This is a genomic window from Actinomadura rugatobispora (genome assembly GCF_055379765.1).
This window is the reverse complement of record NZ_AP029191.1, coordinates 1,890,510-1,911,934: the sequence shown is the minus strand read 5'-3', so window position 1 is coordinate 1,911,934 and position 21,425 is coordinate 1,890,510. Positions and strand designations below refer to the sequence as shown.

Here is a 21,425-nt window from a genome sequence, read left to right as displayed (position 1 = left end):
ACGAAGTCATGCGCATGTCGCCGTCTTCCGCGGTCCTCACCGGCGTCGCGGCGGTGTCGGTGTCCCTGCTCGCGGCCTGCGGCGGGGACGCCGGGGGCGGGAACCCGGACACCACGAAGATCGTCGCCTCCGACAGCGAGTGCGAGGTCACCAGGAAGGACTTCCCGGCCGGGGTCAACGAGTTCCACGTGACCAACACGGGCTCCCGGGTGACCGAGGTCTACGTCTACGCCCCCGGTGACAAGATCGTCACCGAACGGGAGAACATCGGCCCCGGCACCAGCGTCACCCTGACCGTGCAACTGGCCGCAGGCACGTACCAGATCGCCTGCAAGCCCGGCATGGTCGGCGCCGGCATCCGCCAGGACATCACCGTCACCGGCCAGGCCGACCCCAAGCTCGACCCGCGCGCCGAGAAGGCCGTCACCGACTACCGCGCCTACGTCGTCGAGCAGACCGACAGCACCATCGCCGCGACGCGGAAGTTCGCGGCGGCGTTCAAGGCCGGGAACGTCGCGGAGGCCAAGAGGCTGTACGCGCCGTCCCGGATCGGCTGGGAGCGGATCGAGCCCGTCGCCGAGTCGTTCGGCGACCTGGACCCCCGTGTGGACCTGCGCGAGGCCGACCTGAAGCCCGGCGAGAAGTGGACCGGATGGCACCGCCTGGAGAAGGCGCTGTGGAAGACCGGCTCCACCAAGGGCGAGGAGCAGTACGCCGACCAGCTCATCAAGGACCTCGGCGAGCTCAAGGCCAAGGTGAACGCCGCCAGGCTCGACCCGCCCATCACGCCGGTGTCCATGGCCAACGGCGCCAAGGAACTCCTCGACGAGGTGGCCACCGGCAAGGTGACCGGTGAGGAAGAGGTGTTCAGCCACACCGACCTGGTCGACTTCAAGGCCAACGTGGACGGCGCGTTCAAGGTCTACCAGCTGCTGCGGCCGGTCGTGCGGGACAAGGACCCGGACCTGGCCAAGGAACTGGACGAGAACTTCACCAAGGTCCAGGATGCGCTGACGAAGCACCAGAGAGGGGACGGCTATGTCTCTTACGACACCGTGGGCAAGGCCGACCGCAAGACGCTCGCCGACGCCGTGAACGCGCTCGCCGAACCGCTGTCCAAGCTCGCCAAGGCCGTCACCAAATGACCGGACGCCCGTCCCGCCGCCGGATGCTGGGCTTCTCCGGCGCGAGCCTGCTGGTCGGGGGCGCCGCAGGAGCGGGCTTGGGCCGGGTGGCCACGGCGGAGCCCTCCCAGACCCCGCCCGTCCCGCCCGTCCCGTTCCACGGCCGGCATCAGGCGGGCATCGTCACGCCCGTGCAGGACCGGCTGCACTTCGCGGCCTTCGACGTGGTCACCGACGACCGCGCCGAGCTCGTCCGGATGCTCAAGGAGTGGACGGTCGCCGCGGCGGCCATGACCCGGGGTCGGCCGGTCGGCGACGGCGCGGTCGGCGGCCTCCCGCAGGCCCCGCCGGACGACACCGGCGAGGCCCTCGGCCTGCCGCCGTCCCGCCTGACCTTGACGATCGGATTCGGGGCCGGCCTGTTCGAGAAGAGCGGCAAGGACCGCTTCGGCATCAGGGACAAGCGGCCCGCCGCCCTCGTCGACCTGCCGCACTTCCCGGGCGACCGGCTCGACCCCGCGCGCGGCGGCGGCGACATCGCCGTCCAGGCGTGCGCCGACGACCCGCAGGTCGCCGTGCACGCCGTCCGCAACCTGGCCCGCATCGGCTTCGGCACGGTCGCGGTGCGCTGGTCGCAGCTCGGCTTCGGCAAGACCTCCTCGACCACGCCCGCCGAGCAGACGCCGCGCAACCTCTTCGGCTTCAAGGACGGCACCGAGAACATCCCCGGCACCGACGCCGGCCTCCTCGACGACCACGTGTGGGCCGCCGACGGATGGATGGCCGGCGGTTCCTACATGGTCGTGAGACGCATCCGCATGCACATCGAGACGTGGGACCGCACGTCGCTGCTGGAACAGGAGGACATCATCGGCCGCGACAAGAGCGAAGGCGCCCCCGCGGGCAGGTCCAAGGAACGCGACAAGGTGGCCCTGGCCGCACTCAAGCCCGATGCCCACGTCCGGCTGGCCCACCCTGACACCAACCACGGTGCGCGCATCCTGCGCCGCGGCTACTCCTTCACCGACGGCACCGACGGCCTGGGACGCCTGGACGCGGGTCTGTTCTTCATCGCGTTCCAACGCGACCCGCGCAAGGGGTTCATCCCGATCCAGCAGTCTCTGGCAGGCGACGCCCTGAACGAGTACATCCAACACGTCGGCTCAGGAATCTACGCCTGCCCACCGGGGGTGAACCAGGGCGGGTACTGGGGCGAGACCTTGTTCGGGTGACAAGAGCCGTCCTCAGCCCTCGTCGTCCTGGCGGAGCAGGTCGCGCAGGAGTTCCTCGTCGCCGGGGTCCAGCGAGCTGACGAACCGCCGCAGGACCGAGGCACGATCGTCTTCCTTGCTCAGCAGCCGGTTCATCCTGAAGGCGGTCAGGCCCGCCGCGTCCGCCACCGCCCGGTACCGGAAGGCCCGCCCGTGACGGCGCCGGGAGGCGACACCCTTGCTGTGGAGCCGGTTCAAGGTCGTGACGACCGTGCTGTAGGACAGGCCGGCCCCGGCACCCAGCCGCTCCAGCACCTCGCCGGTGGTCAGCGGCTGCTCGGCCTCCGCCAGGACGGTGAGGATCTGCGCCTCCAACTGCCCCGCTCCCCGGCGTGCCGCGGGCGGACCGGCTTCTGAAGGCGGATTCGACGTCACCTGGAAAACTCTAGCTCCCGCGGCTCCCGCCGCGGCGACTTCGGGGTGCCGCCATCAGTGCCGTACATATACTGATGGACACGTCCGGTTGTCTGCGCACCCCTGCCGTCGGCGCCCCTCGCAACCGCCGTCGAAGCCGTCGCCAGCGAATGGGGAAGGTCCAGCACTGATGAAGGCCCCAAGCTCTGGGGTGGCCCGGCAGATGAATCAGCCATCGATCGGCGAGATGGTGGCTGACATCCTGCGCACCCGGATCCTCACCGGCGAACTGCCCGAGGGCTCACTGCTCCCGCGTCAGGAGGACCTGATGCGCGAGTTCAATGTCAGCCGTCCCCCGATGCGCGAGGCGCTGCGGATCCTCGAGGCCGAGGGACTGGTCGTCGTCCGCCGCGGCAACGTCGGCGGCGCCCAGGTCCGCGCACCGGACCGCAGCGCCGTCGCGAGCAACCTCGGCATGCTGCTCCAGTTCAAGGACGCGCCGCTGAAGGACCTGGCCGACGCCCTGGTGGAGATGGAGCCGCTCTGCGCGGCCCTCGCCGCGGACCGCGAAGACCGCGTGGAAGCCGTGATCGCCAAGCTCCGGCCGTACCTCGATCGGCAGCGCGAGCACCTCGAGAACGGCGCGGAGTTCACGGCCCACTGCAAGGCGTTCCACGACGCGATGATCGCCGCGTGCGGCAACGACACGATCCGGATCTCCGTGGGCGCCCTGGCCGCCCTCTGGTCGACGCAGGAGCAGGCGTGGGCCGACGTCGCGGCGTCGACCGACGGCTACCCGCCCATCGCGCAGCGGGAAGAGGTCCTGGCGATCCATGAGCAGATCGTCGACGCCATCGAGAAGGGGAACCGTACACAGGCGATGGCCCTGACGCGCGCACACGCGCGCGCCTACCCGCAGCACGTGCTCGCGACGGGCGAGCGCCGGCGGATCATCCTCACGAGCACGGGCCGCGGCCACGCCGGGCCCTGACCCGCCGCTCAGGCCGCCCCCGTCACCGATCGCCCTCGTAGGTGCGCAGGCTCGCCAACGGCGCGCTGACGGCGAGCGGTTCGCCGGGTTTGAGGGACCGGATCCACGTTCCGGCGTCTCCGGTCCCGACCCGCACATGCAGACGGGTCTCCTTGGCGCGGACGGTGACGTCGACGTGCCGGCCTCCGTATTCGGCCGTCACGAGGTCGGCGTCCAGAGCGACGGCCCCCTCGAGATCGTCCGGCTGCCGCGGGTGGACCCGGAGGTCATCGGGCCGGACGCGTGAGACCGCGCGCTGTCCGGTGAGCGCACCGAGGTCGTCCGGGCCGACCCGGGCCCCCGCGGGCGACGACCAGCCGCCGTCGACACGCTCCCACTCGATGCGGTTCGACATGCCGATGAAGGCGGCGACGTAGTCGCTCGCCGGTTCGACGTACACGCGCTCCGGCGTGTCGCACTGCTCGATCCGGCCGTCCCGCATGATCGCGATCCGGTCGCCCAGCGCGAGCGCCTCGTCCTGGTCGTGCGTGACGAGGACCGCGGTGAAGCCGAGCTCCTGGTGCAGTTCGCGGATCTCCGTCCTGACCTGATCGCGCAGTTTCGCGTCGAGATTGCTCAGGGGCTCGTCGAGCAGGACGAGGCCGGGCCGGGCGACCAGGCCCCGGGCGAGCGCGATCCGCTGCTGCTGCCCACCGCTCAGCTGGGCCGGGTAACGGTCGAGCAGGTCGCCGCAGTGCACCATGTCCGCGGCGTTCTCGACCCAGCCGTCCGCGATCGCCTCGCGCCTGCCCCTGACCTTGAGGGGGTAGGCGATGTTCTTGCGGACGGTCATGTGCGGCCACAGCGCGTACGACTGGAAGACCATGCCGATGTCGCGCTTGTGGATGGGGACGTTCCAGCCGCGCCGGCCGTCGAACACCGTCGTGTCCCGCAGTTGGATCGTTCCGCCGTCAGGGGTCTCAAGCCCGGCCAGACAACGCAGCGTCGTCGTCTTCCCGCAGCCGCTCGGGCCGAGCAGGACGAGGAAGTCGCCCTCCCCGACCTCCAGGTCGAGACCGTCCACGACGGTGGTGCGCCCGAAGCGCTTCGTCAGACCCGAGACGGCGATTCCCGATGCCATCAACCTTTCCTTTCCGTCGATTCGAGGCGGCCGCAGCCCATGGGAACGGACGCCGCTCAGGAGTGGCGCAGCACCCATCCCAGCTGCAGGGACGCGAAGAACGCGGGGTCCTCCGCGTAGTAGGCGTGCCCGCCGCCCTCGACGGTGACCAGCTGCGCGCCGGCGATCCCCCGGTAGAGGTCGCGGGCATGCGCCGCCGTCGTGAGGATGTCCTCCGTCCCCACCGTGACCAGCGTCGGCGATGAGATCTTCGCCAGCTCCTCGTCGGACATCCACTGCTCGGTCGCGACGCGCAGGTGCGAGGCGTACTCGGACTCCGACAACTCGTCGATCTCCGCGGCGCCCTCGGGCAGTTTCTGCATCGACATCTTGTCCGGGCTCCACCCCCAGAGCGCGACGAAGGAGCGCAGCAGCTGCGGCGCGAGGCCGCCCGCGAGGAGCTGCCCGCGGAAGTCGAGCATCGCGAGGAGGCGGGGGTCGGGCCGGGCCGCCGTGGAGTGCAGCGCGAGGCTCTTGACCAGGTGCGGGTGACGTGAGGCCACCCTCATCGCGATCCCGCCTCCCAGCGAGACGCCGCAGACGTGCATGGGGCCCTCGCCGATGGCCTCGATCAGCTCCGCGGCGTCGTCCGCGAGGTCCTCGATGGTGGTGGACTCTCCGATCGGGGAGGCCTTGCCGACACCGCGGTTGTCGAAGGTGACGCACCGGAGGTGGGGCGCGAGGTGCTCCACGATCGGATCCCAGGCGCGGTGATCGGTCCCCAGCCCCTGGATCATCAGCACGGAGGGCCCCTCACCCTTCGTGCACACCACCGTCTTCAGGGCCGACAGCGAGATCGTTTCGAGCTTCGAGTCCAACGGTTCCTCCGCGATGCGTTCGACGGACGGCCAGGAGGGCTGATCCTACAAACTTTGTACTGTTAGCGCCATGGCATGGCGCCTCCGGCCGCGATACCGATGCTCCCAGGCATCGCGGGCTGGAGGGGAGTCTAGATTCTGTATAAAGATTGCAGTACTGTGCGGCGAACGGGCTCCCGGCCAGATCGCGGTGACGCGTACCCGGGAGGACGCGGAGCCGGACCACGCGGACCGGCTCGGTCTTCCGGGGCCGAACCGTCGTCGTGGGCCGCCGACCCTACCGACCGCACGCCCGAGCAGGGGCGGACCGAGGCGCAGGCCCCGGTGGCGAAAGATCCTCGGCCGCCGGCCCCGCGGACATCTCACGACTGACGAAGGACGTGATCGTGAACGCCGATCTGCGCGACTCGGACGGGGCCGTGAAAGCCACCGTCGGCGCGTACGGACGACCCGAGGCCACCGCGAGTCCCGGCGATCCGGCCGGGTCACGACGCGCCGCGACATGGATCCGCCGCCACGGCCTGTCCGCCGGGCTGGCGCTCGTGCTCTCCTACCTCGTCGTCTTCCCGCTGGTGCGACTGCAGTACCTGGCGCTCCAGGACGGCGGGCGCGCCTACCGCGACGCGTTCGCGCTCCCGGACATCGGGAAGACGGTCCTCACGACCGTCGCGCTGGGCGCGGGTTCGCTCGTGATCTCACTCGTCGCGGGAGTGTCGCTCGCCTGGTTCGCGCTGCGGCTGCCGCGTCGCTGGGCGTGGCTGTCGGCGATCCCCATCCTGCCGATGGTCCTCCCCGCCGTCGCGGTGGTCGTGGGATGGGCGTCCCTGCTCTCCCCGCAGGTGGGGTACCTGAACATCGCGCTCCGCAAGCTCCCCTTCGTCGACGTCCAGGCCCCCGAGGTCGGGCTCCCGAGCGGACCGCTCAACGTCTACAGCATCCCGTGGATCATCGTCGTCACCGGCATCCAGCTCACGCCGCTCATCTTCCTCTTCGTGCAGTCCAGCCTGCGGCAGCTGAACTTCGAGGCCGTCGAGGCGGCCATGGTCGCCGGCGCGTCGCCGGCACGCTGCTTCCTCGGAATCGTGGTACCGCTGCTGCGGCCCGCCATCGTCTACTCCGCGGCGTTCGCGATGCTGCTGGGGCTGGGGCAGCTGACCGCTCCCCAGTTCCTCGGGACCAGGGAGGGCATCCGCGTGCTCGCGACCGAGGTGTACCGGTTCGGTGGCGAATCGCCGACCGACTTCCCGCTCGCCGCGGCGGTCGCCTCCCCGCTGCTCCTCGCCGGTCTCGCGTTCATCCTCATCCAGCGCGTGTCGCTGCGGCGGGACTTCAGGTTCGTGAGCACCGGGGCCAAGGGCACGTCGCGGCCGGGCAAGCCGTCACGTCTGGCGGCCCCGGTGATCGCCCTGTACGGGCTCTTCACGCTGGTACTGCCGTTCGGCGCGCTCGCCCTCGTGGCCTTCTCGTCCTTCTGGACCGGAATGATCGACGTGGACGCGTTCACCCTGAAGAACTTCGAGCGCGCCCTCAGCGACGAGTCGATCATCGAAGCGCTCGTCACGAGCATCACGACGTCGGTCGGTTCCATCCTCATCGCCCTGCCGCTGGGATACCTCCTGGCCGAGGTCATCTACAGGCGGCGCGGGAACGCCGCCGTCCGGACGATCCTCGACGTGATCACGCAGCTCCCCCTCGGCATACCCGCGGTGGTCTTCGGGGTCGGATTCCTCTACGTCTACATGGGCCAGCCGTTCCAGCTCTACGGCAGCCGGCTGCTCATCGTCATCACCTACGTCGTGCTGGTGCTCCCGTTCACCGTGCGCCTGCAGCTCACGGCGCGCATGTCCCTCGGCACCGCGTACGAGGACGCGGCGCGGGCCAGCGGCGCGAGCACGCTGCGGGCCCATCTCACCGTCGTCGTACCGATGATGCGGGGTGCCATGGCGGGCGCCAGCGTGCTCATGTTCGTCATCCTCACCCACGAGTTCGCGGCCTCGCTCTTCGTCCGCTCCACCAACACCCAGGTCCTGGGGACCCTGCTGTACGACGAATGGACGCACGGGTCGTACCCGATGGTCGCCGCGGTGGGCCTGATCATGTCGGCGGTGACCGCCGCGGGGCTGGTCGTCGCGGTCTGGGTCGGCGGTCGCGAAGCCACCCTCGACCGGCTCTGACCCGCGCCGGATCGGGATCACCGCCGCGAAGCCGCCGGCCATTGTCCATCTGTTAAAAGATAGCTATCCTCATAAGTATTGATACTTCTGCTCGGGGTGGGCCACGGCTGTCCGGCCGTCGTCGAAGGTCGCTCGAACATGTCGCCCCGTGCGCGGGTGCCACCGGCACCACTACGCCGAGACGACGAGAGGAGACGGTCAGGGTGAAGATCCGCACACGATGGATGCGCACGGCGGGCGTTCTGCTCGCCGCATCACTGCTCGCCGCCGGCTGCGGGGGCGGGGACGGCGGAAGCGGTCCCGCGCCCACCGGCGACGCCCAGTGGCAGGCGGTCGTCAAGGCGGCGAACAAGGAGGGCCATGTCACCTGGTACACGATGGCGCCGCAGTCGGCCCAGGAAGCCCTGAAGAAGGCCTTCGAGAAGAAGTACCCCGACATCTCGGTCAAGGTCCGCTCGATGGGGATCGCCGAGCTGAACTCGGCGCTCGAGGCGGAGAAGAAGACCGGCGCGGAGGGCGCCGACGTCGCCACCTCGGTCGCCTACAGCTGGGTCTACGAGAAGGAGAAGGCCGGGTGGTTCGCCGACCTGACCGGCGGCTCGCTCAAGGCGCCTGAGTGGACCTCCAGCGGTTACCTCGTCAACAACAAGATCGTGGTCGCGCCCCTGGGGCTGATCGTCCTGGGGTGGAACGCGACGCTCCTCCCCGGGGGCGTGAAGACGTACACGGACCTGCTCAACCCGAAACTCGGCAACGGGGCGATCGGGGTCGTGCAGCCGGAACCGGCGATCCACGCGGACAACTGGGCCTTCATCGAGAAGAACTTCGACCAGAACTGGCTCCAGAAGCTGGCCGCCCAGAAGCCGACCGTCTTCCCGAGCGCGTTCGCGCTGCAGGAAGCGCTCGCCGCGGGTGAGGTCGCCGTCGGCAGCTTCGTGTCGGCCACCGACATGGTGGGGCTCCAGGACAAGGGAGCCCCCGTCAAGTTCGCGGTGACCAACCCGGCGTGGGCGGCCCAGAACCTGTTCTTCGCGCTCAAGTCCGCGAAGCACCCCAACGCGGCGCAGGTCTTCATGGACTTCTTCGCGTCCCCTGAGGGACAGCTGGCGGCGGCGCGCAACGGCTACAGCCCCCTGAAGGACGTCGCCCCGAAGACGCTCGGCGGCAAATCCCGCGTCGTTCTGACGGACGTGAAGCAGGTCCTCGACCCGAAATGGGGCCCGGAATACCTCGCGCGCTGGAAGCAGACGTTCGGGAAGTAATGAGCCGCGCACAGGGATGAAGCGGGCGGGGCCCGGCGCACCAGGAATGGCTCCGACGCCGGCCCCGACCGCCATCATCCTCATCATTGCGTCATCTTTATAAAGAATGTAAAGTAAGTCCACGGCAATGGACCCCGATGAAGCCCCGTCTGTCATCGGGCGACGAGAAGGGATGTCCGGTGAAGTTCGGACTCTTCCAGACCCCGTACACGCGCCCCGAGCGCAGCCCGCTGGAGACGTTCACGTGGGCGGTGGACCAAGCGGTGGCGGCCGAGAACGCGGGCTTCTCGGAATTCTGGGCCGGCCAGCACTTCACGCTCGCGTGGGAGGCCATCCCCAACCCTGAGATGGTCCTGGCGGCCGCGGCGCGCGAGACCAGCCGCATCACCCTCGCCCCCGGCGCGCACCTGCTGCCCTACCAGCACCCCGCGGGCCTGGCCTCGCAGACGTCGTGGCTGAGCCACATCGCCGAAGGCCGGTACATCCTGGGCGTCGCGACCGGCGTGAACCCCATCGACGCCCAGTTCCACGGTCTCAAGAACCGGGCGGACAACCTCGCGATGTCGATCGAGTCACTCGACATCATGGAACAGGTCTGGTCCGGCGAGCCCTTCGAGTACGTCGGGCAGTACTGGACGGCCGCCTTCCCCGCGCAGAACGACACCCACCAGCTGCGCGACCTGCGTCCCCACGGCGGCAGCATGCGGATCGCGATGGCCGGGGCGAGCCCGAACTCGACGTCGATCCAGTGCGCCGGATCCCGCGGCCTGATCCCCCTGTCGTTCGGCGGCAGCCCCGAACTCGTGGCCAACCACTGGGAGAACTACCTCGCGGGCGCGCGGGAGACGGGCCGTCAGGACGGTTTGGACCGCGGCATTCATCACATCGCCATGGAAGTGTTCGCGGCCGATACCGACGCGGAAGCCGAAAGGATCGTCAAAGAAGGACCGATCGGCCACGCCTGGCGCGAGCACCTCGTTCCCAACGAGCAGGGCCGGGCACGCAGAGCCGGCATCGCCCCGGTCTGGGACAGCAACTCCTCGATGGACGAACTCATCCGGCACAAGATGGTCGTGGGAAGTCCCGACACCGTCGCGGAAAAGCTTCAGGCCCTCATCGAGAAGAGCGGCGGCTGGGGGACCACCCTCGTGTTCGGCCACGACTTCATCGACGACCCGTCCCCCTGGAACCACAGCATGGAACTCCTCGCCAACGAGGTCGCGCCCAAGATCGGATCGGACGTCAAGTAAGCACATTCGGCGACAACGGTCGAAGCCGAACGAATACCGGCCTAATAGAGCGGTGGGATGAAATGCGAGACACCCCCTTCCTTGTCGGGCTCGGCGGCACCCTCCGAGCGCAGTCATCGAGTGAATCGGCCCTCAGGATCGTCCTCGAGCACGCGCAGAGCCTGGGGGCGACCGCACGGCAGTTCAGCGGTGAGGACCTCGCGAGCCTGCCCCCGTACGCTCCCGAGCGGCCGGATCGGACGGTTCTCGCAACCGAACTCGTCGCCGCCCTCCGCCTGGCCGATGGAGTCGTCATCGCCTCGCCTGGCTACCACGGATCGGTCTCCGGTCTCCTGAAGAACACGCTCGACTACATCGAGGACATGCGGACGGACGCCCGCCCCTACCTCAGCGGGCGCGCGGTCGGCATGGTCTCCACCGCGTACGGCTGGCAGGCGGCCGTCACCACGCTCACGTCGATGCGGGCGATCGTCCACGCTCTCCGAGCATGGCCGACTCCCTTCGGGGCCGCGATCAACTCGGCGCAGGTCCGGATCGGACCCGATGGCTGCAGCGACGACGACGTGACGTCCCGGCTGCGCACCGTGGCGGAGGAGGTGGTCACCTTCGCCGTCCGTCAGCGAGCGTGGGCGAACGGGACCGCGCATGATGGTCCGGCTGTTCGGGAGGATCCCCAGCCCAGCGGCAGCCGGTCAGATCAAGGCGCGGTGTAGCCGAAGAGGACTCCCCGATCGCCGGACTTCGGCGAGCACCGCGGATCAGGTCGTGCGCCGCGAAGGCGGCCCCGGCGACCAGGTCGGCCGTCGGCGCGGCCCCGAGGGGTTCGCTCGCGCCCGCCAGGAGCCCGGCTCGTCCCTGCACCGCGAGATCCGTTCCGGGCCTGAAGCCCTCCGCGCGCGTGAGTCAAGCCTCCAGCGCCGCCCTTTCAGGTCCAGTGTGATCGCGGACTTGGTGCGGTTCAGCGCGTGGAACGGAGCGAGGAGCGGAACGTCGGTTCCTCGCCGAGGTCTCCCGGCGGCATCGCGGCGCAGGGGCCGGGACGACTGCTCGGCGAGGCTGAGTACAACACGGCCCGGTCCCCTCCCGCCCGAGCTCACCTGGTGGTCTATCGCGGGGGACGGCCAGCGGAGCCGGACGAGCCCCAGGCGTGCTCGGCGGCCACCAGGGCCTCGTCGTCGGCGGTCCACCCTGGGAACGGTCACGCCGGCTCCTGTCCCGCCACGGGATCGGTCGGCGAGACGGAGCTGGGTGGATCGGGGTGGATACGGTGTCAGCGCCCTGGTCTGAGCCCTGGATTCCGGGAGCTGTGCAGACGGGTGATCGGCAGGTCGCGCCGGCCTTCGAGGACATGGTGGTGCGAAGCCAGCGAGTGGGATCGGCTCAGGTTGGTGGCCTGATGGCGGTCGCCGGCGGCGATCGCGGTGGCGATCATGTGGTGCACCTTCAGGGCGCGGCGCTGCTGCTCGACGGCCGGGTACTCCGAGGCCGCCGCGACCACGTCGGCCCAGTCGAGTTCCTGCGTCGACCAGAGCTGCGCGAGGGCGCCCGCGGTGAGGATCAGGGTCGTGTTCCCGCAGCCGCTCACCACGGTCTCGTGGAACTCGCGGCCGATCGAGGTGAAGTCGTGGGCCTCGCCCACGGCGCGCTCCTGCGCGTCGACGAGGGCGTACAGCCGGGGGACCAGGTCGTCGTGCCGGTCCGGGCGCGTGGCGGCCACCCCCGCGCACAGCGGCTCGATCTCGTTGATCGCGTCCGACAGATCCCCGAGGGTCACCTGCTGGAATCTCAGGAGGAGGCCGAGGGTGTAGGTGGTCGCGTGCTGCGAGGGCGCGAGCACCACGACGCCGCCCTGGTTGCCGCGCCGCACCGAGATCAGTCCTTCGGCCTCCAGGATGCGCAGCGCCTCCCGGTACGAGGGCCGGCTGACATTGAACTCGCGGAGCATCTCCTCCTGGCGGGGGAGCAGGCTGCCCTCGGCGAGCTCGCCGTTGATGATCCGGTCGCGGATCGAATCGGCGATCAGTTCCGCGACCGCGGGCTGGCCGAATTGCAGGTCCGGATATGGCTTTTGACGGGACCGCGCCCCAGTCGCATCCGGCATGAGGTCTCCGATCAGGCTCTTCACTCCGAGTTATTATCTGTATAAATATAACACATTTGAAGGGGGAGGCGGTGTGATGTGAACGACACACACCGTCATATGGCGTTCCCCTGCGCATTCTGGCGCACCGTACGGGAACGGTCTAACCGGCAACGGCCTAACCGGGGCGCCCTGGCAGACCGGACATAAGCGCAGGTCGGAGCCGGGATCGCCGGACCGGGCGAGGAAATGCGCAGGCTCGGTGCAGCGAAGGGCGACCGGATGGGCCCGCGTCCCCGAACCGGCTGGACGCGGTACTCCTGATGGCGGCCGCTGTCGTGGCGGGAATGGCCGTGACTCCGGTGAATTGGAAGCTTCCACCCGAGACCGCCGCGGTATACCTCGCAGACCTGACCCCTTTCCTGGTCTTCTGCTCCCGCGAGCATCGTGCCATCTCGGAAGGCGTCACCGGAGCCGTGGTCGTCGATCGTCGATGACGAGCCCGCCGCTGGGACGGCCGGGAACGCCGCTGGGAGAGGGGTGCGGCCCCGGAGTCCGGCCGCGGTGCCGATCCCCTGACGATCATGTCCACCTGGCGGCCCCACCGGAAGGCCCGGCGCGGCAGCTTGTTCCCCGCCGGCGACCCTGTTCGGGCGTCGGCGCCGGGGCGAGCTCGGCTTCGTCGAGCGAAGCGGCCGGATGTTCGGGTGCGGTGGAGAGAACGTCCACCCGGCGGCGATCGAGCGCGGCCGCCCGGTGGTCGGCGCGCCGAGTGCGGACCCGGGCGCCGAGGCAGGTGGTTGACTATATGTTCAAAGATTGATTTGATGCGCGTGTCGGGCGTCACAATCTAGGAGAAACAGATGTCCCTAGACCTTCCCCCCACGGTGCGGTACGAGGTGCGCGATCGCGCCGGCGTGCTGATCCTCGACCGCCCGAAGGCCAAGAACGCGCTGAGCCGGGAGATGTACGCCGCCGTGCGCGACGTCGCCCGGGCTGTGCGGACCGATCCGGCGGTCGACGCCCTGGTGCTCGCCGGTGCCGGTGGGGCGTTCGCCGTCGGCGGCGACCTCAAGGAGATGCGGGCCATGCTCTCCGGCCCGGACCGCTCCGAGATCCTCGGCTACGAGGACCATCTGCCCTTCGAGGCCGTGCGCCAGCTGCCCAAGCCCACGATCGCCGTCATCGACGGCCTGTGCATGGGCGGCGGGCTCACCCTGGCGCTGATGTGCGACATGCGGATCGCGACGGAGTCCTCGACCTTCGCCATCCCCGAGGCCCGGGTCGGCATCGTCGACGGGCACCTCCCGCGCCTGCTGCGCGACCGTGTCCCGCCCGCCGTGCTGCGCCGCTGGATGTACACCGGAGCCCCGTTCAGCGCCCGCGACGCCTGGCACAACGGCCTGCTGTCGGAGCTGGCCGACGACGCCGAGGATCTCCAACGCCGCCTTGGAACGCTCCTCACCGAGCTGAGCGCCGCGTCCAAGCCCGCCATCGCCCGGCTCAAGGGCATCTTCAACGAGGTCATGCCCCTGCCCTCCATGAGTGACGCCTACGACTCGCTCCTCAACGAGGAGGTGCTGGTGCACCTGAAGGGGTTCGGTGCGAACCAGGGCGCCGGCACCGCCGCGCAGCCCGACGGGGGGACCCGGGCGTGAGGCGCGCACGCGGAATCCGGGCCGGTGCCGTGGCCGGCACCGCCCTGGTGACGGTGCTCGCCGGATGCGGTGGTGGTGGAGAAGGCGGCCCCACCTACCGGATCGGCATGTCGATGGACCTGTCGGGAGCCATCGCCTTCAACGGCAAGCCCGCGGCGGCCGGACTGCGCGCCTACATCTCCGACCTGAACGCCCGGGGCGGCGTGAACGGCCGCAAGGTGGACCTGAAGGTGCTCGACGACGGCTCCGACGTGGCCAAGGGACGGGTCAACGTCCAGCAGTTCACCTCAGAGAAGCGGCTGGCCGTCTTCGGGTTCATCCTGCCGAACCTCAGCATTTCGGGAGTGCCGCTCGCGGCGACCCGCAAGACCGCGATCGTCGGGCTGGGCGGCCCCGGCAGCCTGTTCGAGCCGGTCAACCCCTACTACTTCTCCTACGAACTGCGGGCCGAGCGCCTGGAATCGGCGATCCTCAACCACATCGCCACCCGGGCGCAGGGCGACGGCGTCGCCAAACCGCGGGTGGCGGTCTTCTCCGTGGACACCCCGTCGAACCGGGACATGGTGAAGCTCGCCCAGAAGGACATCGCGTCCCGCGGCTGGACGCACGCCACCACGCAGTACATGCCGGTCGCGCCGACCGATGTGACCGCGCAGGGCGCGGCGATCAAGGCGGCCAAGCCCGACTACGTGCTGCTGAGCCACAACGACGCCGGCGCGCTGGTGGCGGTGCGGGGACTGCGCGCGCAGGGCGTCACCGCACCGGTGATCAACCAGTGGGCGGGCTCGGCCGACGCGACCCTCAAGCAACTCGGCGACTCCTACGCGGCGTTCCGCTCCTACTCCAGCCCCACCGAGAAGGGCGTCCCCGCGGTGGAGGCGATGAGGCAGGCCGCGACCAAAGCGGGGGAGGCCGGCAACATGACCAACCCGTACTTCACCCAGGGCTGGGTCGCGGGCATCCTGATCGAGCGCACGCTCAAGGCGTGCGGCGCGTCCTGCCCGTCCGCGCAGAAGTTCCGCGACGCCCTGGAGGGCCTGGGAACGATCCAGACCGACGGCCTGTCCGGCCCGCTCACCGTGAGCGCCAAGAGCCACGAGCTCGTCAGCACGGTCAGGTTCTTCAGCTGGGACAAGGCCAGCGACTCGGCCAAGCCGCTGACCGGCTGGGTCAAGGCATTCGGATGACCGCCCCCGGGCACGCGAGGGGGGCGCGGCCGCCATGGTGAGCCTTCTGGTGGGAGCCCTGGTGCTCTCGGCGATCTACGCGCTGGTGGGGTTCGCGTGGGTGCTGCTGCGGCGCACCAACGGGATCCTCAACCTGGCGACCGGCGCCCAGCTGGCCTTCGGCGCGTTCATCTTCAACCAGTACGCGACGAGCTGGGGCCTGCCCTGGCCGCTGGTGGTGCTCGGCACCCTGGCCACGGTGGCGGCCCTGGGGGCGGTCACGCACTGGCTGATCTTCCGCAAGCTCTCGGGCCAGCCGGAGTTCGCACTGGTCATCGCGACGCTCGGGCTCGCCAGCGCCCTCAAGGGCATCAGCTCTCTCACCTGGGGGACCGAGGCCCGGGTCATGCGCGAGCCGGTGGACAGCCGCGTGGTCGACCTGCCCGGCGGCGCCTCCACCACCCTGTACGGGCTGTTCGGGCTCGTGGCCGCACTCGTGGTGTTCGCCGCCGCGCACGCCTTCTTCCGGTACTCGACCACCGGGGTGCGCATGCGCGCCGCCGCGGAGAACCCCGTGCTGTCCGCGCAGGGCGGCATCGCCGTCGACTGGGTGTACGTCCTCGGCTGGGCGATGGCGCTCACCGCCGCCGCGGTGGCGGGGATCATGTACGCCTACCAGACCGCGCTGAGCTTCCACGGGGTGGACGCCCTCGGCCTGCGCGGCGTGGCCCCCGCCCTGGTCGGCGGCCTCACCAGCATCAAGGGCGTCATCCCCGGCGCACTGATCATCGGGCTCGCCGAGACGTTCGGCGTGAAGCTGTTCGGCGGCTCGGCCCAGGACGTCGCGGCCTGGGCGGTGATCCTCGTCGTCCTGCTGCTCCGGCCGCAGGGGCTGTTCGGCGAGAAGCAGGTGGAACGCGTATGACGACGACGGACCGCCCCCTGACCCCGCCGGCCGAGCACTCCCAGGGCCGTGACGGCACGACCGCCGTGCGCCGGTACGGCGGCCGGGCCGCGGTGGCGCTGCTGGTGTGCGTCCTGCCGCTGGCCCTCCAGGACTACCAGCTGTCCCTGGTGAACTCGGCGCTGATCGCCGCGCTCGGGGCACTGGCGCTGACACTGGTGATGGGTTTCGCCGGGCTGGTGACGGCCGGCAACGCCGCACTGCTCGCCCTCGGCGCCTACGGCGCGGCGGCCGGCGCGACCGGGATGGGCCTGCCGTTCGCGGTGGTGCTGGCCGCGTCGCTGCTGGTCGGCGGGCTCGTCGGATTGCTCGCGGGCCTGCCGGCGCTCCGCGTGACCGGTATCTACCTGGCGATCGCGACCCTTGCGCTGCACTTCATCCTGATCTTCATCTTCAACGAGTACCAGACCCAGGCGGTCGGGTCGGCGGGGTTCGTGCTGCCGATCGCCGCGATCGGCGGGCTGGCGATCGACACGACCCTGAAGTGGTACGTGCTGCTGGCCGCCGTGCTCCTGCTCGCGTGGTGGATCGTGCTCAACCTCAAGCACAGCAAGTTCGGGCGGGCCTGGATGCTCATCCGCGACACGCCCCTGGCCGCGGCCAGCCAGGGCATCCCCCTGGCGTCCTACAAGCTGACCGCCTTCGTCATCTCCTCCGCGCTGGTCTCGCTGTCGGGGACGCTGCTGGCCTACTCCCAGCAGACCGTGTACATCGAGAGCTTCACCCTGGAACTGGCGATCCAGTACATCGCCATGGTGATCATCGGCGGGATGGGCTCGCCGGGCGGGGCGATCGCCGGCGCGGCCTTCGTCATCCTGCTGCCCACCATCCTGTCGCGGCTCATCTCCCTGCTGCCCCCCGAGATGCCGGTCGTGTCGTTCCTGCAGCAGAACCTGGGCGACGTGCAGCTGATCATCTACGGAACCCTGGTGGTGGTCTTCCTGATCTGGCGGCCCGACGGGATCGCGGGCATCGCCCGCGTCCTCACCTCGATCCCGCTGCCGGGGCGGGGCAAGGGCGGCGACCGGTGAGCCGGCCGCTGCTGGAGATCCGGGACCTGACGGTGTCCTACGGCGGCGGCAGCGTCGCGGTGGACCACGTCGATCTGGACGTGCACGACGGCGAGGTATGCCTGGTCCTCGGGGCGAACGGCGCGGGGAAGACCTCGCTGCTGCGCGGAGTGGGCGGGTTCGCCTCCAGCGAGCGCGGCCGGGTCCGCGGCGGCCGGGTGCTGGTCGGCGGCGTCGACGTCACCGGGCTCCCCCCGCGCGCCATGGTCGGGCACGGCGTGGTCCTGGTGCCCGAAGAGACCAAGGTCTTCGGGACGCTGACGGTGGGAGAGAACCTGCGCGCCGCCCCGGCGAAGGGCGGGCGGGCCTCCCGGGCCGCCCTCCTGGAGGAGGCCGTGTCGCTGTTCCCGTTCATCGCCGAACGGATGAACCTGCCCGCCGGCCAGCTCAGCGGCGGCGAGCGCCAGCAACTGGGCATCGCGCGCGCCCTCCTGCTGAGTCCGCGCCTGCTGATGGTGGACGAGGCGTCGCTCGGGCTGTCGCCGATCGCTGTCCGCGCGGTGTTCGAGTCGCTGCGCGCGCTGGTCGACTCCCGGGGGACCACCCTGCTGATCGTCGAGCAGAACGTGCGGGCGGCGCAGGCGATCGCCGACCGCGCCCACGTCATGGTGTCCGGCTCCGTCGCGCTGACCGGCCCGGCGCGCGAGGTCCTGCAGAGCGAGCGGGTCCGGCGCACCTACCTGGGACTGGAGGTCTGACCGGATGACCGGGAACGGTACCGCCGCGGCGGCCGTCCGCACCCAGGGCCTGGACGTCCGCCTCGGCGGGACCCATGCCGTGCGGGAGGCGACCGTCTCGTTCGGGGAGGGCACGACCTCCGGCCTCGTCGGGCCCAACGGAGCGGGCAAGTCGACGCTGCTCAACTGCGTCAGCGGGCTGGTCCCGGTGAGCGCGGGCCAGGTCTTCCTGTACGGCGAGCGCAGCACCGGCATCAAGCCGCACCGCCTGGCCGCCATGGGAATCGGCCGGTCCTACCAGGGCGCGCAACTGGTCATGGAACTGACCGCCGCCGAGAACGTGATGGTCGGCGACCACCTCGCCGTGCGCACCGGCCTGCTGGGCGCCGGCCTGTCGCTGCCCGGCGCCCGCCGGGCCGAGCGGCGGGCCCGCGAACGCGCCCTCGGTGCGCTGGAGCGGGTCGGGCTGCGGCAGCATGCGGACCGGACGGCCCGGGAACTCCCCTACGGCGTGCAGAAGCGGGTCGACCTCGCGCGGGCGCTCGTCAGCGAACCCCGCTGCATCCTGCTCGACGAACCCATGGCCGGGCTGTCGCGCTCGGAGAAGGAGGAGGTCGTCGAGGTGCTGGCGGGGCTGCGCGTGGAGGGCGGCCCGACCCTGGTGATCGTCGAGCACGACATGCGGGTGATCAACCAGCTGTGCTCCGACGTGGTCGTCCTGAACGCCGGCGCGGTCCTGGCCGTCGGGCCCCCGGACGTCGTGCTGAACCGCCCCGAGGTGGTCGACGCCTACATCGGCCGAGACAACGAACAGGAGCGCCCGTGAACCCCTTCGCCCAGATGCTCGACCGCTGGCTCGCCACCGGCGCGCGGCTGCGCGTCCAGGCCGAGGACGTGGACGCCGCGTCGCTGGCCGCCGACGCGACGGCCGTCGCCGAGCAGTTGCGGTCCCTGGGGATGGACCACCGCTCTCGCGTCGCGACCTTCATGAACACCAGCGCGCAGGCGCTGGCGGTCTGGTTCGGCACCGCCATGACCGGCTGCCTGGAGGTGCCGCTCAACACCAACTACCGCGGCGACCTGCTCACCTACCTGCTGCGCGACTCCGAGACAGAGGTCGTGTTCTGCGACGCCGGACTCCTGGAGACCCTGACCGGGAGCCTGCCGGGAACCAGCGTCCGGCATGTGATCGTCGCCGGGCGGGTACCCGAGCAGTGGCAGGGCACGGTGTCCGTCCTGGAGAGCGGCGGATCCGGCGACTTCCACCGGTGGTGTTCGGACGCCTCCAGCGGCGTGGTCCTCTACACCTCCGGGACGACGGGGCCCTCCAAAGGCGTCCACCACTCCCAGGAATCCTGCGTCGAGCTGGCCAGGGCGGTGGCGCGGCTGAACGACTACGGCGAACGCGACACCCTGCTGAACTTCTTCCCGCTCTACCACCAGAACGCGCGCTACACCGGGGTCGGCGCGGCCCTCGCCGCGGGCGCCGGGTTCCAGCTCGACCGCCAGTTCAGCAGCTCGCGCTTCTGGGACATCTGCCGCGCCGGGAACGTGACGGCGTTCAACTACCTCGGCTCCGTCCTCGGCATGATCCTCAAGGCCTCCCAGGGCCTCGACGACCGGCAGGCCCGCGACCACACGGTCCGGGTCGCGTGGGGCGCCGGTGCGCCCCGCGACGTCTGGACGACGTTCGAGACCCGTTTCGGGGTCACCATCTCCGAGGTCTACGGGCTGACCGAGGCGCCCATGGCGACCGTCAACCGGTCCGCCGGCCGGTCGCCGGCCGGCTCCGCCGGACGCGAGAGCGACCTGTTCCACGTGCAGGTCGTGCGTCCCGGCGGAGAACCGGCCGGGCCCGGCGAAGTCGGTGAGATCCGGCTGCGGCCCAAGCGGTCGAACGTGTTCATGCGCGGCTACCTCGGCCGCGAGGCCGACACCATCGCCGCGACGCGGGACCTGTGGTTCCACACCGGCGACTCCGGCTGGCTCAGCGAGGACGGCGACCTGTTCTTCGCCGACCGGATCAAGGACGCGATCCGGCGCAAGGGGGAGAACATCTCGGCCTGGGAGGTGGAGTCGGTGCTCCTGTCCCACCCCGATGTCGTGGAGTGCGCGGTGTACGCCGTGCGTCCCGACGACGAGGACGAGGTGATGGCGGCCGTCGTCCTGCGTCCCGGCGCCGACGCCGGGGCGACCATCGCCGCCGTCGAGCACCGGCTGCCCCGGTACGCCGTCCCCCGCTTCGTGCGCGTCCTGCCGGAGCTGCCCCGCACCCCCACCCAGAAGGTCGAGAAACCGGCCCTGCGCCGCCGCGGCCTCGAAGGAGACGTGCTCGACCGCGCCGAAAAGACAACAGAAAAGGAGTGAGCGTTGGACCTCGACATCAAGGACCGCGTCGCGATCGTTACGGGCGGCAGCAAGGGCATCGGCCTGGCCTCGGCCGCCGAACTCGGCCGCGCGGGCGTCAAGATCCTGCTCGCCGCGCGCGGCGAGCAGGACCTCGACAACGCCGTGAAGCGCCTGCGCGCCGACGGCGTGGACGTGGCCGGTCATGTCGCCGACGCCGCCAAGGCCGAGGACGTGGACGGGATCCACGAGGCGGCGGTCGCGGCCTTCGGCCGTGTCGACATCGCCGTCTGCGCGGCGGGCGGCGGCCACGGACCGCTGCGCTCGTTCAGCTGGCAGCAGTGGGTGGAGCACTTCGAGCTGAACGTGCTGAGCGGCGTCGCGCTCGCCATGCGCTGCATCCCGGAGATGCGGGAACGCGGCTGGGGCCGGATCGTCTTCGTCGGCTCCACGTCCGGGCGCGAGGCCGACCAGCGGTGGGCCGCCTACGGCGCCGCCAAGGCGGCCCTGATCCACGCGGCCAAATCGCTGGCGCTCGGCTATTCCAAGGACGGCGTCCTGGTCAACTGCGTCCTGCCCGGCCTGACCCGCACCGAGGGCGTACTCGCCGGATACCAGGCCCAGGCCGACCGACTCGGCGTCACGACCGACGACGTCGAACGCCGGATGCTCGAACTGCAGCCCATCGCGATGGGCCGCCCCGGCGAGTCGGCCGAGGTCGCGGACGCGATCGCCTTCATGTGCTCGGAACGAGCCTCCTGGATCGCGGGCACCTCCCTCCTAGTAGACGGAGGCACAATCCGCGTAACCCCCTGACCCCGCCCCGAAAACGGCGCCCTGCCCAAAACCAGGGCGCCGTTCCGTCCCCCAGACACCGCAACCACCCTTCGCTGAGGCGCCTCCCCCGACCCGGTCGCTACTCACCACAACCACCCCAACCACCCAGGGACCGCGCAGCCACTCCAGCAGCGGCTGGGGTGCCGTTGGGAGCTGCCTGGTGCCAGAGTGAACACATGATCACGCTGAATCACAGCGATAGAGAATCTTGAGGGCGGTCTCAG

At 70.4% G+C, this 21,425-nt stretch carries 19 protein-coding genes; 15 read left to right on the top strand and 4 right to left on the bottom strand.

Annotated features, from left to right (window positions below):
- Positions 1 to 14 precede the first annotated feature (14 nt).
- Both efeO and efeB read left to right on the top strand, forming a co-directional pair.
- Positions 15 to 1,145 carry an iron uptake system protein EfeO gene (efeO, locus tag ACZ466_RS07910; protein ID WP_378286882.1) on the top strand — a complete coding sequence of 377 codons (1,131 nt, stop codon included), beginning with the start codon at positions 15 to 17 and terminating at the stop codon, positions 1,143 to 1,145.
- The gene (efeB, locus tag ACZ466_RS07905; RefSeq protein ID WP_378286883.1) at positions 1,142 to 2,356 is read left to right on the top strand and encodes an iron uptake transporter deferrochelatase/peroxidase subunit; all 1,215 of its coding nucleotides are present in this window, start codon (positions 1,142 to 1,144) and stop codon (positions 2,354 to 2,356) included. Before efeO ends, efeB begins: the two co-directional genes overlap by 4 nt.
- A 12-nt stretch (positions 2,357 to 2,368) precedes the next feature.
- Here efeB and ACZ466_RS07900 read toward each other — a convergent pair whose 3' ends face one another.
- The gene (locus ACZ466_RS07900; protein ID WP_378286884.1) at positions 2,369 to 2,710 is read right to left on the bottom strand and encodes a BlaI/MecI/CopY family transcriptional regulator; all 342 of its coding nucleotides are present in this window, start codon (positions 2,708 to 2,710) and stop codon (positions 2,369 to 2,371) included.
- A 286-nt stretch (positions 2,711 to 2,996) separates the two neighbouring features.
- Between ACZ466_RS07900 and ACZ466_RS07895 the strand changes: the two genes are divergently transcribed.
- Positions 2,997 to 3,740, top strand: coding sequence for a FadR/GntR family transcriptional regulator (locus tag ACZ466_RS07895; RefSeq protein WP_378286885.1), 744 nt, complete (start codon positions 2,997 to 2,999; stop codon positions 3,738 to 3,740).
- Positions 3,741 to 3,762: 22 nt separating this feature from the next.
- Here ACZ466_RS07895 and ACZ466_RS07890 read toward each other — a convergent pair whose 3' ends face one another.
- Both ACZ466_RS07890 and ACZ466_RS07885 read right to left on the bottom strand, forming a co-directional pair.
- The gene (locus ACZ466_RS07890) at positions 3,763 to 4,860 is read right to left on the bottom strand and encodes an ABC transporter ATP-binding protein (RefSeq protein ID WP_378286886.1); all 1,098 of its coding nucleotides are present in this window, start codon (positions 4,858 to 4,860) and stop codon (positions 3,763 to 3,765) included.
- 56 nt (positions 4,861 to 4,916) lie between these two features.
- On the bottom strand, positions 4,917 to 5,717 hold the full coding sequence (locus tag ACZ466_RS07885) for an alpha/beta fold hydrolase (RefSeq protein ID WP_378286887.1): 801 nt from the start codon (positions 5,715 to 5,717) through the stop codon (positions 4,917 to 4,919).
- 386 nt (positions 5,718 to 6,103) lie between these two features.
- Between ACZ466_RS07885 and ACZ466_RS07880 the strand changes: the two genes are divergently transcribed.
- The 4 genes from ACZ466_RS07880 (at position 6,104) to ACZ466_RS07865 (ending at position 11,116) form a co-directional block, all read left to right on the top strand.
- Positions 6,104 to 7,891 (top strand): ABC transporter permease, encoded by a 1,788-nt coding sequence (locus tag ACZ466_RS07880; protein ID WP_378286889.1) that lies wholly within the window; start codon positions 6,104 to 6,106, stop codon positions 7,889 to 7,891.
- A 203-nt stretch (positions 7,892 to 8,094) separates the two neighbouring features.
- Entirely contained in the window at positions 8,095 to 9,153 is a 1,059-nt protein-coding gene (locus ACZ466_RS07875; protein WP_378286890.1) for an ABC transporter substrate-binding protein, read from the top strand.
- 179 nt (positions 9,154 to 9,332) lie between these two features.
- The gene (locus ACZ466_RS07870) at positions 9,333 to 10,403 is read left to right on the top strand and encodes an LLM class flavin-dependent oxidoreductase (protein WP_378286892.1); all 1,071 of its coding nucleotides are present in this window, start codon (positions 9,333 to 9,335) and stop codon (positions 10,401 to 10,403) included.
- Positions 10,404 to 10,465: 62 nt separating this feature from the next.
- Complete coding sequence (locus ACZ466_RS07865; RefSeq protein ID WP_378286893.1) at positions 10,466 to 11,116, top strand: NADPH-dependent FMN reductase; 651 nt, start codon at positions 10,466 to 10,468, stop codon at positions 11,114 to 11,116.
- Positions 11,117 to 11,673: 557 nt separating this feature from the next.
- Here the strand turns inward: ACZ466_RS07865 and ACZ466_RS07860 are convergent.
- A complete protein-coding gene (locus ACZ466_RS07860; protein WP_378286895.1) occupies positions 11,674 to 12,504 on the bottom strand; it encodes a FadR/GntR family transcriptional regulator in 831 nt (276 codons plus the stop codon).
- Positions 12,505 to 13,346: 842 nt separating this feature from the next.
- Here ACZ466_RS07860 and ACZ466_RS07855 point away from each other — a divergent pair.
- The 8 genes from ACZ466_RS07855 to ACZ466_RS07820 are packed head-to-tail and all read left to right on the top strand — an operon-like array spanning position 13,347 to position 21,180.
- Positions 13,347 to 14,141, top strand: a complete 795-nt coding sequence (locus ACZ466_RS07855) for an enoyl-CoA hydratase/isomerase family protein (protein WP_378286897.1) — start codon at positions 13,347 to 13,349, stop codon at positions 14,139 to 14,141.
- Positions 14,138 to 15,328 carry an ABC transporter substrate-binding protein gene (locus tag ACZ466_RS07850; protein WP_378286898.1) on the top strand — a complete coding sequence of 397 codons (1,191 nt, stop codon included), beginning with the start codon at positions 14,138 to 14,140 and terminating at the stop codon, positions 15,326 to 15,328. The genes ACZ466_RS07855 and ACZ466_RS07850 overlap by 4 nt, the downstream gene beginning before the upstream one ends.
- Before the next feature lie 34 nt (positions 15,329 to 15,362).
- Complete coding sequence (locus tag ACZ466_RS07845; protein WP_378286899.1) at positions 15,363 to 16,232, top strand: branched-chain amino acid ABC transporter permease; 870 nt, start codon at positions 15,363 to 15,365, stop codon at positions 16,230 to 16,232.
- The gene (locus ACZ466_RS07840) at positions 16,229 to 17,302 is read left to right on the top strand and encodes a branched-chain amino acid ABC transporter permease (RefSeq protein ID WP_378286900.1); all 1,074 of its coding nucleotides are present in this window, start codon (positions 16,229 to 16,231) and stop codon (positions 17,300 to 17,302) included. The genes ACZ466_RS07845 and ACZ466_RS07840 overlap by 4 nt, the downstream gene beginning before the upstream one ends.
- Positions 17,299 to 18,039 carry an ABC transporter ATP-binding protein gene (locus ACZ466_RS07835; protein WP_378286901.1) on the top strand — a complete coding sequence of 247 codons (741 nt, stop codon included), beginning with the start codon at positions 17,299 to 17,301 and terminating at the stop codon, positions 18,037 to 18,039. The genes ACZ466_RS07840 and ACZ466_RS07835 overlap by 4 nt, the downstream gene beginning before the upstream one ends.
- Before the next feature lie 4 nt (positions 18,040 to 18,043).
- The gene (locus ACZ466_RS07830) at positions 18,044 to 18,844 is read left to right on the top strand and encodes an ABC transporter ATP-binding protein (RefSeq protein WP_378286902.1); all 801 of its coding nucleotides are present in this window, start codon (positions 18,044 to 18,046) and stop codon (positions 18,842 to 18,844) included.
- Positions 18,841 to 20,385, top strand: coding sequence for an AMP-binding protein (locus ACZ466_RS07825; protein ID WP_378286903.1), 1,545 nt, complete (start codon positions 18,841 to 18,843; stop codon positions 20,383 to 20,385). The genes ACZ466_RS07830 and ACZ466_RS07825 overlap by 4 nt, the downstream gene beginning before the upstream one ends.
- A gap of 3 nt (positions 20,386 to 20,388) precedes the next feature.
- The gene (locus tag ACZ466_RS07820) at positions 20,389 to 21,180 is read left to right on the top strand and encodes an SDR family NAD(P)-dependent oxidoreductase (RefSeq protein ID WP_378286904.1); all 792 of its coding nucleotides are present in this window, start codon (positions 20,389 to 20,391) and stop codon (positions 21,178 to 21,180) included.
- The last annotated feature ends 245 nt before the right edge of the window (positions 21,181 to 21,425 follow it).

What these genes read in the sequence shown, in the direction of transcription:
- efeO (WP_378286882.1), top strand. Translation starts at nt 15, where the DNA reads ATGTCGCCGTCTTCCGCGGTCCTCACCGGCGTCGCGGCGGTGTCGGTG.
- efeB (WP_378286883.1), top strand. Translation starts at nt 1,142, where the DNA reads ATGACCGGACGCCCGTCCCGCCGCCGGATGCTGGGCTTCTCCGGCGCG.
- ACZ466_RS07895 (WP_378286885.1), top strand. Translation starts at nt 2,997, where the DNA reads ATGGTGGCTGACATCCTGCGCACCCGGATCCTCACCGGCGAACTGCCC.
- ACZ466_RS07890 (WP_378286886.1), bottom strand. Translation starts at nt 4,860, where the DNA reads ATGGCATCGGGAATCGCCGTCTCGGGTCTGACGAAGCGCTTCGGGCGC.
- ACZ466_RS07865 (WP_378286893.1), top strand. Translation starts at nt 10,466, where the DNA reads ATGCGAGACACCCCCTTCCTTGTCGGGCTCGGCGGCACCCTCCGAGCG.
- ACZ466_RS07860 (WP_378286895.1), bottom strand. Translation starts at nt 12,504, where the DNA reads ATGCCGGATGCGACTGGGGCGCGGTCCCGTCAAAAGCCATATCCGGAC.
- ACZ466_RS07855 (WP_378286897.1), top strand. Translation starts at nt 13,347, where the DNA reads ATGTCCCTAGACCTTCCCCCCACGGTGCGGTACGAGGTGCGCGATCGC.
- ACZ466_RS07845 (WP_378286899.1), top strand. Translation starts at nt 15,363, where the DNA reads ATGGTGAGCCTTCTGGTGGGAGCCCTGGTGCTCTCGGCGATCTACGCG.
- ACZ466_RS07840 (WP_378286900.1), top strand. Translation starts at nt 16,229, where the DNA reads ATGACGACGACGGACCGCCCCCTGACCCCGCCGGCCGAGCACTCCCAG.
- ACZ466_RS07830 (WP_378286902.1), top strand. Translation starts at nt 18,044, where the DNA reads ATGACCGGGAACGGTACCGCCGCGGCGGCCGTCCGCACCCAGGGCCTG.